12 protein-coding genes and 1 pseudogene are annotated in these 15,432 nt (G+C 69.3%); 3 read left to right on the top strand and 10 right to left on the bottom strand.

Going from position 1 to position 15,432, the window contains the following annotated elements:
• A pseudogene (locus ACWCPQ_RS12625) lies at nucleotides 1-201 on the bottom strand (beta-xylosidase); the annotation flags it as partial.
• Nucleotides 202-208: 7 nt separating this feature from the next.
• Here ACWCPQ_RS12625 and ACWCPQ_RS12620 point away from each other — a divergent pair.
• The 3 genes from ACWCPQ_RS12620 (at nucleotide 209) to ACWCPQ_RS12610 (ending at nucleotide 3,953) form a co-directional block, all read left to right on the top strand.
• On the top strand, nucleotides 209-805 hold the full coding sequence (locus ACWCPQ_RS12620) for a hypothetical protein (RefSeq protein WP_449897738.1): 597 nt from the start codon (nucleotides 209-211) through the stop codon (nucleotides 803-805).
• Nucleotides 806-885: 80 nt separating this feature from the next.
• On the top strand, nucleotides 886-1,983 hold the full coding sequence (locus tag ACWCPQ_RS12615) for a DNA polymerase IV (RefSeq protein ID WP_449897735.1): 1,098 nt from the start codon (nucleotides 886-888) through the stop codon (nucleotides 1,981-1,983).
• Nucleotides 1,984-2,072: 89 nt separating this feature from the next.
• Nucleotides 2,073-3,953, top strand: a complete 1,881-nt coding sequence (locus tag ACWCPQ_RS12610; protein ID WP_449897733.1) for an ABC transporter ATP-binding protein — start codon at nucleotides 2,073-2,075, stop codon at nucleotides 3,951-3,953.
• 25 nt (nucleotides 3,954-3,978) lie between these two features.
• On the opposite strand, the gene ACWCPQ_RS12605 is transcribed toward ACWCPQ_RS12610, so the two are convergent.
• The 9 genes from ACWCPQ_RS12605 to ACWCPQ_RS12565 all read right to left on the bottom strand — a co-directional run bounded on the left by ACWCPQ_RS12605 (nucleotide 3,979) and on the right by ACWCPQ_RS12565 (nucleotide 15,306).
• A complete protein-coding gene (locus tag ACWCPQ_RS12605; RefSeq protein WP_449897731.1) occupies nucleotides 3,979-5,583 on the bottom strand; it encodes a molybdopterin-dependent oxidoreductase in 1,605 nt (534 codons plus the stop codon).
• A 124-nt stretch (nucleotides 5,584-5,707) separates the two neighbouring features.
• On the bottom strand, nucleotides 5,708-6,547 hold the full coding sequence (locus tag ACWCPQ_RS12600) for an anti-sigma factor (protein ID WP_449897728.1): 840 nt from the start codon (nucleotides 6,545-6,547) through the stop codon (nucleotides 5,708-5,710).
• Nucleotides 6,540-7,205 carry an ECF RNA polymerase sigma factor SigK gene (sigK, locus tag ACWCPQ_RS12595; protein WP_449897727.1) on the bottom strand — a complete coding sequence of 222 codons (666 nt, stop codon included), beginning with the start codon at nucleotides 7,203-7,205 and terminating at the stop codon, nucleotides 6,540-6,542. The genes ACWCPQ_RS12600 and sigK overlap by 8 nt, the downstream gene beginning before the upstream one ends.
• Before the next feature lie 151 nt (nucleotides 7,206-7,356).
• On the bottom strand, nucleotides 7,357-8,004 hold the full coding sequence (locus ACWCPQ_RS12590) for a fasciclin domain-containing protein (protein WP_449897724.1): 648 nt from the start codon (nucleotides 8,002-8,004) through the stop codon (nucleotides 7,357-7,359).
• 176 nt (nucleotides 8,005-8,180) lie between these two features.
• Nucleotides 8,181-10,469, bottom strand: coding sequence for an endopeptidase La (gene lon, locus ACWCPQ_RS12585; protein WP_449897887.1), 2,289 nt, complete (start codon nucleotides 10,467-10,469; stop codon nucleotides 8,181-8,183).
• Nucleotides 10,470-10,644: 175 nt separating this feature from the next.
• Nucleotides 10,645-11,895 (bottom strand): PP2C family protein-serine/threonine phosphatase, encoded by a 1,251-nt coding sequence (locus tag ACWCPQ_RS12580; RefSeq protein ID WP_449897885.1) that lies wholly within the window; start codon nucleotides 11,893-11,895, stop codon nucleotides 10,645-10,647.
• Between the two features lie 2 nt (nucleotides 11,896-11,897).
• On the bottom strand, nucleotides 11,898-12,707 hold the full coding sequence (locus ACWCPQ_RS12575) for an alpha/beta fold hydrolase (RefSeq protein WP_449897722.1): 810 nt from the start codon (nucleotides 12,705-12,707) through the stop codon (nucleotides 11,898-11,900).
• A gap of 83 nt (nucleotides 12,708-12,790) precedes the next feature.
• Nucleotides 12,791-14,506: a thiamine pyrophosphate-binding protein gene (locus ACWCPQ_RS12570; RefSeq protein ID WP_449897719.1), complete on the bottom strand. Its 1,716-nt coding sequence runs from the start codon at nucleotides 14,504-14,506 to the stop codon at nucleotides 12,791-12,793.
• Nucleotides 14,503-15,306, bottom strand: coding sequence for a cyclase family protein (locus tag ACWCPQ_RS12565; protein ID WP_449897716.1), 804 nt, complete (start codon nucleotides 15,304-15,306; stop codon nucleotides 14,503-14,505). Before ACWCPQ_RS12565 ends, ACWCPQ_RS12570 begins: the two co-directional genes overlap by 4 nt.
• Nucleotides 15,307-15,432: the final 126 nt, after the last annotated feature.

Below are 15,432 nucleotides of genomic sequence, written 5' to 3'. Positions count from 1 at the left end.
CACCGGAACACCCGCATCCACCGGAACACCCGCATCCACCGGAACACCCGCATCCACCGGAACACCCGCATCCACCGGAACACCCGCATCCACCGGAACACCCGCATCCACCGGAAGCCCGGCGGCGAATACTTCCGGGGCCTGGACGCCGACCGAGATCACGAACATGGTGACCGCGATCGGCAATATCACCGGGACCATCCCCGATATGATCACCGCGGTCAGCGGGCTCGCCGGTAATCTCGACGAGATCATCAAGGCAGGTGGTGAGGCCACCGCCGCGATCATCGACGCCGTCGACAACCAGGATGCCGGTGATTCGTCGGGTTCCCCGTCCAGCTCGGCCGGTACACCGGTGAGCACGACCCCTGGCGCCGGGACCCCGGCCGGGGGGACCCCTGATACCGGGACTCCGGCCGGGGGGAGTCCCGCCACCGGGACTCCGGCCGCCGGAACTCCCGCTACAGGAACTCCGATCGCGGGCGACGGTGGCGCCGCTGCCCCGGCGCAGGAACCCGGCGGCAAGACCGAGAGCGGTGCCCCGAGCCCTCCCGGGCAGCCGGCGAAAACCGAAACCCAATCCGTCGAGAGTACGGCCGGCGAGCAGAACCCGAGCCGGCAAACCACCGGCCCGAACTCCCCGCAGTCCGCCGGTGGGCCGACTTCTGTGGCGGCCTTCTCCAGTCTGCGGGGCCTGGCGGTGACGCCCGCCGCCCGGCCCGAACCCATCGAGCATCGGGTCGCACCCGAGCTGAGCGCCCCGCCGCTCCCCGGGTCGGCGGACGGGTCTCCCGACAGGCCGTGAGTTCCGGACGGTCCGTACCGAGCGGGTCGAGCGGCTCCGATATCCCCCTCCTTGTCACCCCGGTGGAGTAAGACAGAGACGTGGCCAGATGGCTGTTGCACGTCGACCTCGACCAATTCCAGGCCGCGGTGGAATTCCGGCGCCATCCCGAACTGCGGGGGCAGCCGGTGATCGTGGGCGGAAACGGCGACCCGGAGGAACCGCGCAAGGTCGTGACCTGTGCGTCCTACCCGGCACGAGCCTTCGGGGTGCGGGCCGGGATGGCACTGCGGTCGGCGGCGCGCAAATGCCCGGGCGCGGTGTTCCTGCCGCTGGACGTCCCCTGTTACGAGGAGGCGTCCGAGGAGGTGATGGGGCGGTTGCGGGAGTTCACCGACCAGGTGGAGGTCTGGGGCTGGGACGAAGCGTTCGTGGCGGCCGATACCGATGATCCCGAAGAGCTGGCCGGGGCGATCCGGGCCTCGATCGCCGAATTGGACCTCACCTGCGCGATCGGTATCGGTGACAACAAACTCACCGCGAAACTCGCCACCGGCTTCGCCAAATCGGTCGGGAAATCGGGTGATACCGCGGACGACCCGCCCGGAGCGCACGACGGGATGTTCCGGCTCACCGCGGCCAATTGGTCAGCGGTGATGGCACATCGGCCGACGAACGCGCTCTGGGGAATAGGTAGCCGGATCGCGGCCCGGCTGGCCGAGACGGATATCCATACGGTCGGAGGTCTGATGGCCGCCGACCGGTCCCGGCTCGCGGCCGAGTTCGGCCCGGCCAACGGCCCGTATCTGTGGGTGCTGGGTCGCGGTGCCGGTGATACCGAGGTGGTGACGAAACCACCGCCGGCCGTGGGCCGCAGCAGGTCGGAGACCTTCCCCCGCGATATCGAGGACCGTGCCGAGATAGGTGCGCAGGTCGCCCGGCTGGCGGCCGAGGTGACCGCCGAGATCGCCGCCGCGGGCCGGACCGCGACCCGGGTGGCGATCACTGTGCGCACCAGCACCTTCTACACCCGCAGCAAACAGTCCAAACTGCCCGAGCCCACCACCGATATCCCCACCGTCGTCGAGGCGGCGCTGCGGGTGCTGGATCGTTTCCCGCTGGATCGTCCGGTCCGGCTGCTCGGGGTCCGCCTGGAGCTCGCGCCGATCGCGGAGGTATCCGGTACCGGCGAGGCCTGACCGACAAGTCCTTGACCTCAATGATGGTTGAGCTTTTAGTGTCGGTGCACTGGAGTTGAATCGGGCTCCGGAGCGGAAGGACATGTCAGATGAGCATGGAATCGGTGGCCTGGGACCAGATGTACCGGCGCATGCACGCGCCGGAGGAGCAACGGTCGTTCAGCCCGGCCACGGCCCGGCGGATTCTTCGTTTCGCCCGGCCGCACCGGCGGCGGCTGATCGCCTTCCTGGTGCTCAGCGTCGCTGCCGCGGTATTGGTTGTCGCCACACCGCTGCTCGCGGGCCGGGTGGTCGACGATATCTTCGCCGGATCGCCACCCCGCACGGTGATCCTGCTCGCGCTGGCCATCGCGGGGCTCGCGATCCTCGACGCCGGAATGGGCCTGGCCATCCGTTGGCTGTCGGCGCGAATCGGCGAAGGCCTGATCCTCGATCTGCGGACCGCCGTCTTCGATCACGTCCAGCGGATGCCGATCGCGTTCTTCACCCGGACCCGGACCGGCGCGCTGGTCAGCCGGTTGAACAACGATGTGATCGGGGCGCAGCGCGCGTTCAGCGACACCCTCTCCGGTGTGGTCGCCAATATCGTCACCGTGGCCCTCACCCTGGTGGTGATGCTCCAATTGTCCTGGCAGATCACCTTGCTCGCACTACTCCTGCTGCCGGTGTTCGTGATCCCGGCGCGGCGGATGGGTGACCGGCTCGCCGATATCCAGCGCGAGGCAGCCGGATTGAACGCATCGATGAGTACCCAGATGACCGAGCGATTCTCCGCGCCGGGCGCGACCCTGGTGAAGCTCTTCGGTCGTCCGGCCCAGGAGTCGGCCGAGTTCGCCCTGCGCGCACGACGGGTCCGCGATATCGGGGTGCGCACCGCGATGCTGCAAACCGTATTCGTGACAGCTCTGACACTGGTCTCGGCGCTGGCCGTCGCGCTCGTCTACGGTCTGGGCGGCTGGTACGCACTGCGCGGGCAGCTGGACGCGGGCGCCGTGGTGGCGCTGTCCCTGCTGCTGACCAGGCTGTACTCACCGCTCACGGCGCTCGCCAGCGCCCGGATGGAGATCATGTCCGCACTGGTCAGTTTCGAGCGGGTTTTCGAGGTGCTCGATCTGCGACCGCTCATCGAGGACGCACCCGATGCGCGACCGGTACCCACCGGGCCCGTCGCCGTGGAACTCGACGATGTGCGGTTCGGATACCCGGCCGCGGACAAGGTTTCGCTGGCCTCCCTCGAGGAGGTGGCGACACTGGACACCCGCGGCGGCGAGGAAGTACTGCACGGGGTGTCCCTGCGGGCCGAACCCGGTCAGCTCATCGCCCTCGTGGGTTCCTCGGGCGCCGGTAAATCGACCATCGCACAATTGGTTTCCCGACTCTACGATGTGGATTCGGGTGCCGTCCGGCTCAACGGCACCGATATCCGCGAACTCACCACCACCTCGATCCAGGCGACCGTCGGCCTGGTCACCCAGGACGGACATCTGTTCCACGACACCATCCGGGCCAATCTGCTGCTGGCGGCCCCCGAGGCCGACGAGGCGCAGCTGTGGGACGCGCTGGAGCGCGCCCGCCTCGGTGAGCTGATCGCCGGGCTGCCCGACGGGCTGGAAACGGTGGTCGGGGAACGCGGCTACCGGCTCTCCGGCGGGGAACGCCAGCGACTCACCATTGCCCGGCTGCTGCTCAAACAGCCGCGCGTGGTGGTGCTGGACGAGGCGACGGCCTCTCTCGACTCCACCTCCGAGGCAGCGGTGCAGGCGGCGTTGACCGAGGCGCTCCAGGGGCGCACCGCCCTGGTGATCGCGCACCGGCTGTCCACCGTGCGCGCGGCCGACCAGATTCTGGTGGTCGAATCCGGGAGCATCGTGGAACGCGGAACGCATACCGAATTGCTCGCCGCCGGCGGGCGCTACGCCGAGCTCTACCGGACCCAGTTCGCCGACGAACCGGCGCCGGCGGTCGCGTAGCGGACGACCGGACAGGCGGTCACCGTCACCGGACGGTGACCGTCCGCGTATGCCGGCCGGTCGCGCCGTCCGGTACCGGATCGGCACGTTCCTCGGTCTGCACCCGGCCCGTTCCGTCGGTCGCCCGGACCCGCAGCGTATGCGAACCGGGCGACGCGTCCCAGCGCCACGTCCACTGACGCCAGGTGTCCAGCGAATACTCCGGCGCCAGCTCGGCCGGCTGCCAGGGCCCGTCGTCGACCTGGACCTCTACGGCGGCGACCCCGCGGTGCTGGGCCCAGGCCACCCCGGCCACCGTCGCCGGGCCGGGAGTGACGCTGCCGAAGGCGGCCGGAACGTCGATACGGGAGGCCGTTTTGATCGGACCGAGCGCCGACCAGCCGCGTCGGGTCCAATACGCCCGGGCCCGATCGAATCTGGTGATCTCCAGATCGACCACCCATTTCGTGGCACTGACGTATCCGTAGAGGCCGGGCACCACCATCCGGGCCGGATAACCGTGCGCGACCGGCAGCGGTTCGCCGTTCATGCCCACTGCGAGCAGGGCGTCGCGGCCGTCGGTGAGCGCCGCGACGGGCGTCCCCGCGGTGAAGCCGTCGGCACTGGTGGACAGCACCATATCCGCGTCGGACCGGACTCCGGCCTCGGCCAAGAGATCGGCGAGTGGGTACCCGATCCAGGTCGCGTTGCCGATCAGATCGCCGCCGACCTCGTTGGACACACACGTCAGGGTGATCACCTTCTCCACCGCCGGGCGTCGCAGCAGATCGGCCATGGTGAGCTCGATTTCGCGCTCCACCATGCCGTGGATACGCAGCCGCCAATCTTCGCTGGTCAGCGCGGGTATCCGCAGGGCGGTATCGATTCGGTAGAACGTGTCGTTGGGGGTGATGAATTCGGTGATTCCCGGCACGGGCGGATCGGTGCCCGGCGGCACGGGCGCGGCCGCGATCTGTGGACGCGGGACCACGAACCGCCGCAGGTCGGCGGTCACCGCCCGCGTCCGCTCCCCGGCCCACCGCCCCACCGCGGCCGACCCGGCGGCGAGTACGACGGCGCCGGCTGCCCACCCCAGGAACCGCCGGCGCGACGCTTCGACACCGTCCGCACCGGGGCCCGCCCCGGCGGACTCGTCCCCCGCCGCGATCCGGCGCGGCGCCTTCGAGATCAGGACCCGGAGCGTGAGCACCCCGGCCACCGCTCCCAGCAGAATGGGCACCGCGTACACCACGGTGGCGGTGGGACGCTGGAGCACAGCGATACCGACGGCCACCGCGAGCCCGGCCAACAGCGCACTGCCATAGGGGCGACGGCGTTCCAGCAGTCCCGCCACAACGGCGAGCACCACCATGACCGCGCCCATGCACAGGAACAGGACCGGTTTGTCGCGGGTGCCGAACTGTTCGATAGCGAACTCACGCAACACCTGCGGGGTGTGGTCGACCACGGTCGCCCCGGTCGCCACGAACGGCGAGGCCTCCGGAACGATCAGGGCCGCGGCCAGTTCGCCGACGCCGAGGACGACCGCGGCGGCCACCAGACCGCTCAGTCCCGCCGCGACCCGTCCGACGACGCGCCGGTCCTGCTGATCCGAGCCGGTGGCACCGGCCGAACTCGTCGTTTTCTGCATGAGCGTCCTCGTTCATCCGTCGGAGCGGGGCGCCCCGGCAGCTGGGAATTCGTCGCAACCCCTACTGCGGATGGTGTCACTCCCGGCCGCGGCGTGGAAGAGCCCCTCGGACCGAACGGCGAGCTCAGCCCAAGGTCAGTGCCGCGAGTGGATCGCTGGTCGGCGCGGGTGACCCGCCGTCGGGTTCCAGGGTCACCGCGAGCTGATCCGAACCGGTGAACTCGGTGACGTACGGATCACTCGCACCCGGGAGATCGGTCAGCACCCCGGCCGAACGCGGTGTCCCGCTCGCATCGATCAGCCACAGCTGATAGTCGCTGCCGGGCGGCGGCGCCGGTGTCGCGTCGAAGGAGACGGTGGCCGCGTGCAGCGCATCGGATACGTGGACGGTCAGGATGCCGTCGGTACCGATGCGGGTGCTGCTGGTCCGGGTGTCGGGCTGGTTCAGCACCTCCTGCGCGGTCACGGTCCCGGCTGGTTCGCCGTCGCGCTGGGCGACCACACCCGCACCGATCGCGATACCGATCGCGACCACCACCGCTGCGGCCGCACCGAGTACTGCCCAGCGGCGTGAGAGCGCCCGTTTACGAGCGCGGACGCGAGCCAGTTCGTCGGTGGCGCCCACCGGGGCCGGACCGCTCGTCTCCTCATGCGGCGAACCGGGTCGCGGGGTCTGCCTTACATCGGATCGGGCGCCCGGGGCCCGATCGAGTGCCGCGAGAATTCGCGCTTCGATCCGGGCCGGGGGCATCTGGGCGTCGAGAACCGACAGTGCCGCCATCGCTTCCCGGACGTCTCGGACGGTGTCGTCGAATCTCCGGGCGGTCTCGGCATCGGCGGTCCGCAAACGTTGTTCGATTTCGGTGCCCTCGGCGGCGGCCACCGCGTCGAGGGCATAGGGAACCGCGAGATCCAGTAGGTCGCCGCTGTTCTCCGGCGAATCGGGTGGGGCGGTATCAGGCATCGGAGGCAACCCCTGCCAGGCAGTTCTGGAGCCGCTTCAGTCCGTCGCGGATGCGGCTCTTGATCGTGGGTAGCGGAGATTCGAGGTGGTCGGCCACCTCGCGGTAGGTGCGCCCGCTGTAGTAGGCGAGAGCGACCGCCTCACGCTGGGTGGAGGTCAGCACCTCGAGACAGGCGCGGACCGCCTCTTCGTCGAGGCGCTGATCCACCGTTTCGGAGACGATGTCGTGATCGCGTCCCAGATGAGTGTGCCCGTAGACGATCTCCCGTCCAGTGGCCGATTCCTCAGCTCGCACCCGGTCGACCGCGCGCCGGTGGGTGATCATCATCAACCAGCCGATGGCGCTCGACCGGTCCGGGTCGTAGCGGGTGGCCGCGGACCACACCTGGAGGTACACCTCCTGGGTGGCCTCTTCGGCTGCGGCCGGGCTGCGCAGGATCCGCCGCGCCAGCCCGAATACCCGGGGACTGGTCTCGCGGTAGAAGCTGGTGAACGCTTCCCGGTCGCCCTCGCCGGCCGCTGACAGCAGGTCGGCGAGGCGCCGCTGCGTCGCCCGGTCGTCGTGACCGTCGGTGCGGACCGAGCATGCCGCCGCGTCTTCGGTCTCCGAATCCGCCAATCGGATCGGTCCGGGGCCGGACCCCGGCCGATTCGTCATGATCGTGCCCTCGACTGCATGGCAAGGCATTCGCCACCGGCCGCGGCCGGGATCGGTTCGCCGCCCGGGTTGTTGTTCAGATCACCGTGCCGAACACAACGCATCATGCCGACAGTCTGGTGCACTCACCCGGCACACGCATCCGAAAGGCTCAGGCCGGCGGCATCAGGACCTTGTCGATCATGTACACCGTGGCGTTGGCGGTCTGCACACCCCCACAGATCACCGAGGCGTCACCGACCTCGATGTTCTCGCCCTTCCGGGTGACCGCGACGTTGGCGCCTTCGACCGTTGCGTGGTCACCGGCGATATCCGCGGGCGCGATCCGGCCGGGAACCACATGGTAGGTGAGGATCTTCGTCAAAGTTTCGGAATCGGTCTTCAAGCTCTCGATCGTCGCCGGAGCGACGGCGGCGAACGCCGAATCGACCGGGGCGAACACCGTGAATTCGCCGCCGTTGAGCGTATCGACCAGGTTCACCTTCGGGTTGAGCTGACCAGATACCGCCTGTACCAGGGTCTTCAGCATCGGGTTGTTCGAGGCAGCCACCGCGACCGGGTCCTGCGCCATACCGCCGACCGAACCGGCCCCGTCGGGGACCTGCGCCGCGTAGTCCGCGCAACCGGGTCCGACCAGACCGGCCGCGGGATCGCCGGCGGCCGAAGCGTTCGCCATCGGGCTGCTCGTGGCCGGAGCGGCGGAATCGCTCGATGCGTCGGTGGAACACGCCGTCGACCCCAGCAGGGCGGCAACCGAAACGACCGCCGCCGCAAGCACACCGCTTTGCATGCTCTTCATGGATTCCCATCACTTTCAGCCAGGACGACCGCTGCGGCCGCACCGCGAACATTGCCGGACGGAATTCGGGTGGGTCGGCACCGCGGATGGGCGTGGACCGGGATCGGCCGAAAGAAGGGTCGGATACGACGGGGCCGCGGCGCTCCCGAAGGAGCACCGCGGCCCGTGACCGTGGATCAGGCGCTGGCCGCCAGGGCCCGGCCGTCGAGGGCCGGTTCGCGGACCGGTTCGATGGCGTAGGCCAGGATCTCGGCGACATCGCCCACCGGACGAACGTCCAGATCGGCCAGCACATCGGCGGGGACGTCGTCCAGGTCCGGCTCGTTGCGAGCTGGAATGAACACCGTCTTCAGCCCCGCGCGCTGGGCGGCGAGCAGTTTCTGCTTCACCCCGCCGATCGGCAGCACCCGGCCGTTGAGCGTCACCTCGCCGGTCATTCCGACATCGGAGCGCACCGGCCGGCCCAGCGCCAGCGACACCAGCGCGGTGACCATGGTGACACCGGCGGACGGCCCGTCCTTCGGCACCGCCCCGGCCGGAACGTGGACGTGCAGATTTCCGTCCAGTACAGCCGATTCGATCCCGATCTCACCGAGGTGCGAGCGCACATAGGTCAGCGCGATCTGTGCCGATTCCTTCATGACGTCGCCCAGTTGACCGGTCAGCGTCAGGGCGCGCTCCCCGGCTGCGGTATTGGCCTCGATGTAGAGGACATCGCCGCCGAGACCGGTGACCGCCAGTCCGGTCGCCACACCGGGTACGGCAGTGCGTTCCGCCGAATCCGGGGTGAAACGCGGCCGTCCGAGATAGTCCTTCAGATCGCCGATATCGATGGTCAGTGCCGTCGTGGACACGGCGACCTCCGACAACCGGGTCGCGGCCTTACGCAGTGCCTTGGCGATCAGCCTTTCCAGCTGTCGCACCCCGGCTTCCCGGGTGTAGTCGGCCGCGATCTCGCGCAGCGCCGCATCGGTGACCCGGACCTCCTCGGCGGTCAGCGCGTTGCGTTCCAGCTGCCTGGGCAGCAGGAAGTCGCGGGCGATGGCGACCTTGTCGTCCTCGGTGTATCCGTCGACGGTGATCACTTCCATCCGGTCCAGCAGCGGGCCGGGGATGGTGTCCATGACGTTGGCGGTGGCCAGGAACAGCACATCGGACAGATCGAGGTCCAGATCCAGGTAGTGATCGCGGAAGGTGTGGTTCTGCGCCGGATCGAGCACCTCGAGCAGGGCCGCCGCGGGGTCACCGCGGAAATCCGAACCGACCTTGTCGACCTCGTCCAGCAGCACGACCGGATTCATCGATCCGGCTTCCTTGATCGCGCGGACGACCCGGCCGGGCATCGCGCCCACATAGGTCCGCCGATGGCCGCGGATCTCCGCTTCGTCCCGTACCCCGCCCAAGGCGACACGGACGAATTTGCGCCCGAGCGCCCGGGCCACGGATTCGCCCAGGGAGGTCTTGCCGACACCGGGCGGGCCGGCCAGGACCAGTACCGCGCCGGACCCACGACCGCCCACGACCTCCAGGCCGCGCTGTGCCCGTCGCGCCCGCACCGCCAGGTACTCGACCATCCGATCCTTCACCTCGTCCAAGCCGTGGTGATCGGCGTCCAGCACGGCCCGAGCCGCCGCCACATCGGCGGAATCCTCGGTTTTCACCTGCCACGGCAGTTCCAGCACGGTATCGAGCCAGGTCCGGATCCAGCCGCTCTCGGGACTCTGATCGCTGGACCGCTCCAGGCGACCGACCTCGCGCAACGCCGCCTCACGCACATTGTCGGGCAGTTCGGCCTGTTCGACCCGGGCGCGGTAGTCGTCGGCGCCGTCGGGTTCGTCCTCGCCCAGTTCCTTGCGGATGGCGTTGAGTTGCTGGCGCAGCAGGAATTCGCGCTGGCTCTTCTCCATGTTCTCGCGGACCTCGTCACCGATCTTCTCGGTGACCTCGGCCTCGGCGATATGGGCCCGGGTCCAGTCGATCAGCAGGTTCAGCCGCTGCGCGACATCCGGGGTCTCGAGCAGTTCGCGCTTCTGCTCATCGGTGAGATACGCGGCGTAGCCGGCGGTATCGGCGATGGCGGACGGATCGGTGAGCTGGTTGAACGCATCGACCATCTGCCACGCCTCCCGACGCTGCAGCACCGATACCACCAGTTTCTTGTACTCCTCGGCCAGTTCGCGGGTGCGGCCGTCGGCGGCGGGGACCTCGACCGGTTCGGCCTCCACCCACAGCGCCGCGCCGGGTCCGGTGACACCGTGCCCGATCTTCGCGCGCCGTTCCGCTTTGAGCACCGCGGCCGCCGCGCCGCCGCGCATCCGGCCGATCTGTTCGACGGTGGCGATCACGCCGTAGGCGGCATAACCCTCGGTGAGCCGCGGGGCCAGCAGTACGGTCCCGGTCTTCGCGGCCTGCGCTGCGTCGATCGCCGCCTGGGCGGATTCGTCCAGTTCGATCGGCACGACCATCCCGGGGAGCACGATGGGATCGGTCAGGAACAGCACCGGAAGATTCAGTGGTGTAGTCACGAACACAACCTCCAATACTTGAGCTACTCCCACTCAACTTCGTCGCATTCGGCTTTGTTCCGTCCCGGTGTTCGCCCACGGCGAAGCCGGGGCAATGCGACGGAAATCGGGGGTATCAGCCGCGTCGGAGGTGCAGGGCCAGCAGGGCCGTGTCGTCGGTGACACCGGAGCGCAAGGTGGCGAGCAACTCCTTCAGCGCGGCCACGGTGGCCGTGGCCGTGGCCGGAGCCAGCGCGCGGACGAAGTCGAGCAGGGCGCGCTCCCCGTAGAAACCGTCCGGGGTCCGGGCCTCGGTCAACCCGTCGGTATACAGCAGCAACGTATCGCCTGGGCTCAGCGTGAACGAGCGGGTGACCACGGTGGCGTCGGCGAGCGCGCCGATCAACTGCCCACCGTGGGTGTGCAGATAGTCGACGCTGCCGTCACCCCGCAGCAGCAGGGCCGGGGGATGCCCACCGGCGGCCATCGTGACCGCGGCACGCGGCCCGGCGGGATCACCGGTATCGAGGGTGAACTGGCCGTAGAGAACCGTGCAGAAGCGAACGGTGCCCGGCGGTGACGCGCGCACCATCACCGTGTTGAGGTGAGTCAGCACGGCGGCGGGGTCGGGGTCGTGGACCGGGGCGGCGCGCAGGGTGTACCGGACCAGGGACGTGAGCGTGGCGGCGACCACGCCTTTTCCGCATACGTCGCCGAGAAAGAATCCCGACGTATTCGGGGAAATGGGGAACACATCGTAGAAATCGCCGCCGACCTCGTCGGCGGAGGCGGCGTGGTAGTGGGCGGCGATATCCATCCCTGCGACCGGTTCGAGCGCCGAGGGCAGCAGGGTGCGCTGCAGCGTCACATTCAGGCGCTGTAGGCGTTCACGCTCCTGTTCGGCTTCCCGGCGGGCACGCAGCAACTCCGTTTCGTAGGCGCGGCGCTCCCGGGCGTCGAAGACCGTGCTGCGGATAAGCAGTCCGTGCCCGTCCGCTGCGGTCTTGACCGTCGAGGTGACCAGCACCGGTAAGCGCGACCCGTCGGCTGCCCGCATTTCCAGAGCGATACCGCTGATCTGACCCTGCATCCGCAGCAGCGGCGCGAAATGCGTCTCGTGGTAGAGCCGGCCACCGACGGTGAGCAGATCGCTGAAGTAGCGGCGACCCACCAGTTCCTCCCGGCGGTAACCCAGCCAGTCCAGGAGCGTGGCATTGACCTTCGCGATACGACCGTCCAGCAGTGTGGACAGGTATCCGCACGGCGCGTTCTCGTACAGGTCCTCGACATCATCCTCCAACAGCGCGCTGAATTCGGCGCGCTGCTCCGGATCCGCGGGCAGCGACCCCGGGCGATCACGATCCGGCCCTTCCGCGCGGCCCATGATCGTCACAAACCGCGCACGAAATCGGTGATCGCCGCCGCGGTCTCCTCAGGGGCGGCCAGTTGCGGGCAGTGCCCCGTCGCGGCCAGGGTCACCAACCGGCTGCCGGGGATGCTCGACCGGACGAACTCCCCCACTCCCGAGGGGGCGATCGCGTCGTTCGAACACTGGGCGACCAGCGTCGGAGCCTGCACCGCCCCGAGATCCGCGCGGTTGTCGGACAAGAAGGTGACGCGGGCGAACACCCGGGCGATCTCGGGGTCGGTGCGGCAGAAGCTGCTCTCGAGCTCCTGCGCCAGCTCGGGCTGCTGCGGATTACCCATGATCACCGGCGCCATCGCCCCGGACCACCCCAGGTAGTTGGCATCCAGCGAATCGAGCAACTCCTCGATATCGGCAACACTGAAGCCACCCCGATACCCGGTGGCCGGGTCGTCGATGAAGCAAGGGCTCGGCGCCAGCAACACCAGTCCCCGGAACAGATCCGGCTCCGCTGCGGCGGCCAGCACACCCATCATCGCCGCCACCGAATGGCCGACCAGCACCACCGGTCCCGGTCCGACCGCCCGGCACACCTGCCGGAGATCCTCCGCGTAGCCCGCCATGGTCGAATACCGTCCCGGCTCCCAGGCCGACAGATCCGACCGTCCCGACCCCACATGATCGAACCGCACCACCCGGAACTGCTCTTCCAGCAGCGGGATCACCAGCCGCCACAGGCCCTGGTCGCAGCCGAACCCGTGCGCGAGCACCACGGTCGGCCCGTCGGCACGGCCCGACACCGTCACCCGGTTCCTGCTCACTACATCGACCACCCACCCATCCTCGCACCGCGACACCGAACGCCGGGCCCGGCCGGTACCGGCAGGCCGGAAACCGAAGCCCCGTCCGGGGCGGGTCAGTGTCCGGCGAACGCCTCGGCGAGCCACCACGCACCGTTGTCGTCGGTGATCTTCGCGTCGAGGACCAGCGGGCGCGCCCGGCCCGTCCGGCCCCGGTCGTCGAGCCATCGGCGCACCGCTGCCAGGTCGCCGACCGATCGAACGGTGACGCCCGTCGCGCCGAACCCCTCGGCGACAGCGGCGATATCGGTCTCCGGGAAGGTCACCGCGCCGTGGTCGGCGTCCCCGAAGTGATGCACTTCGGCGCCGTAGGCGGAATCGTTGTAGACGATCACCACCAGCGGCAGTTCGCAGCGCACCGCCGTCTCCAGTTCGGTGATCGCCATCAGGAACCCGCCGTCGCCGGCACCCAGTACCGGCAGGCGGTCGGGCCGCGCGAATGCCGCACCGATGGCGGTGCCCAGTCCCAGCCCGATCGACTGGAACGCCTGGGTGAAACAGAATCCGTTCTCGTCGGGCACCGACAGATGCGTCGCGGGATAGCCCATGAAGTTCCCGGAGTCGATCGAGACGATACGCTGCGCGGGCAGCATCTCGTCGAGTGCGATCGTCAGTTCCCGCGGGTCGATCCGATCGCCCGCGGCGGAAGCCACCACCGGTACATCCTGCCACCGGCCGCTGCTCGCGATCCGGGATGCGACCGCGGCGGTGCGGTAACCGGTCACCTCGTCCGGGCCGGCCGACCGCAACTCCACCAGCACATCGCGGGCTGTCGTGTCACAGTCGCCGAGTACCCCGATATCCACCGGGCGGTGCGCTCCGATGGCGTCGATATCGTCGTCGACCTGCACGATCCGGGCACCCTCGCCGAGCAGCCGTCCGTGCCGGGTGGTCCACATGTTCAGCGCACAGCCCCAGCCGACGACCAGATCGGCGGCGGCGATCAACTCGGCAGTGGTGGGCGAGGAGAAGCCCCCGGAGATACCGAGCGCGAACTCGTCGTCGGCGAAGAGCCCGTTGGCGACGGCCGAGGTGGCGACCAGCGCCCCGCATGCCCCGGCCAGCGCGACGATCGCGGGTCCGGCGTGGCGGGCGCCGCGACCGGCGATGAATACCGGCTTGCGCGCAGCACGCAGCGCCTCGGCCAGTCTGCGGACCGCCTCGATACCCGGTCTCACCCGGATCGGCGGCGCGGGCAGCGCCACCGGCCCGCCCGCGGTGCAGGATGCGGCGGCGATATCGATCGCGATATTGAGGACCACCGTCCGGCGCCGAGTCGTTGCCGTCCGGAACGCCCGGGTCACATCGGCGACCGCGGTCTGCGCCGAGTACACGCGCTCGCTCACCGCGCCCACGGCCCGGACCAGTGCGTCCTGGTCGATCCGGAAATTGGACCGGAGGGCCGCGGCCGGGCTGTCCGCGGTGAGCACGATCATCGGCGTCCGGCTCTTGGCGGCCTCACCGATCCCGGTCATGGCGTTGGTCAGCCCGCAGCCCTGATGCACCGAGACCAACCCGGTCCGGCCCGACATCCGCGTGTAGGCATCGGCCATACTCGCGGCGCCGCCTTCGTGCCGAGCGGCCGTGAACGGGACCCCGGCCCGGCGCAGCGCGTTGGTCATCACGAAATTGCCGCTGCCCACGACCCCGAAACAGTGCCCGGCACCCAGATCGGCCAGCACCCCGCCGACCACATCGGCGACTGTCGGGCCGTGGACCACATGTTCGGTTCCCGCGGGCAGCGGGGGGTTCGCCGATCCCGCGGCGGTCATGCGCCCGCGCTGCCGCGATCGAGCACCGCCAGCACCCGCGACGGGCTACCCGTGCCGCCCACGATCGGTAGCGGGCTCACCACCAGCATCGCGCCCACCGCGGGCAGGCGGCCGAGGTTGCGCAGCGAGGTGAGACCGTATTTGTCGTTCCCGAGAAAGTAGTGGTGGACCGGGAAGGCGGGGTCGAAACCACCGGCCAGACCGGCGTCCACCCCGACGGTTTCGACACCCAGACCGGTGATCGACCGTTCGGTGGCCAGCCAGCGCGCGCAGTCGGATGCCACCCCGGGCGTATGCGAGCCGGTCTCGTCGGTGTTGAGGAACTCCGCCTCCGAACCGCCGCGCGACTCCCAGCCGGTGCGCAGCAGCAGCCATGTTCCCTCGGTCAGCCTGCCGTGTTCCTGCTCCCACGCCTGGACCTCACCGATCGTGAGCAGATGATCCGGATCGGCGGCGACAGCGCCGGTGAGATCCAGGACAGCGGCGGGACCGACGAGCCGGCGCACCGGAATCTGCGAGACATCGTCTCCGTCGCGCCCGGTCACCCAGTGCACCGGAGCATCGAGATGAGTGCCGATGTGTTCCCCGGTGTGGATGTTGTTGTGCCGCCAGAACGGGCCGGGCTCGTTATAGGCGCTGACCTCCTCGAGACTGAAATCGATAAGATTCGCGAACGGTTCGGGCAGGCGCAGGGCCGGGGTCGAACTGCTCAGCGGAGTGGTCAGATCGATCACTTCCAGCTGCCCGGTGGCCAGGGCATCGAGGAAGGCGGGGAGTACCGAGGTCTCGGGGTTGCTCATTCCGGCACCCTATTCCGGTTTTCCGCCGCGCGGCACAGCCGGCGAGGGCCGCGCGGCGGCGGTGAGCCCTGATTGACACCCGGGACGGCCCGATGACAATGTGATCATCTCGAACACCGATCCGGC

Source organism: Nocardia sp. NPDC001965 (genome assembly GCF_053594175.1).
The sequence above is the reverse complement of the archived record's forward strand: the minus strand, read 5'-3'. Positions and strand labels throughout refer to the sequence as shown.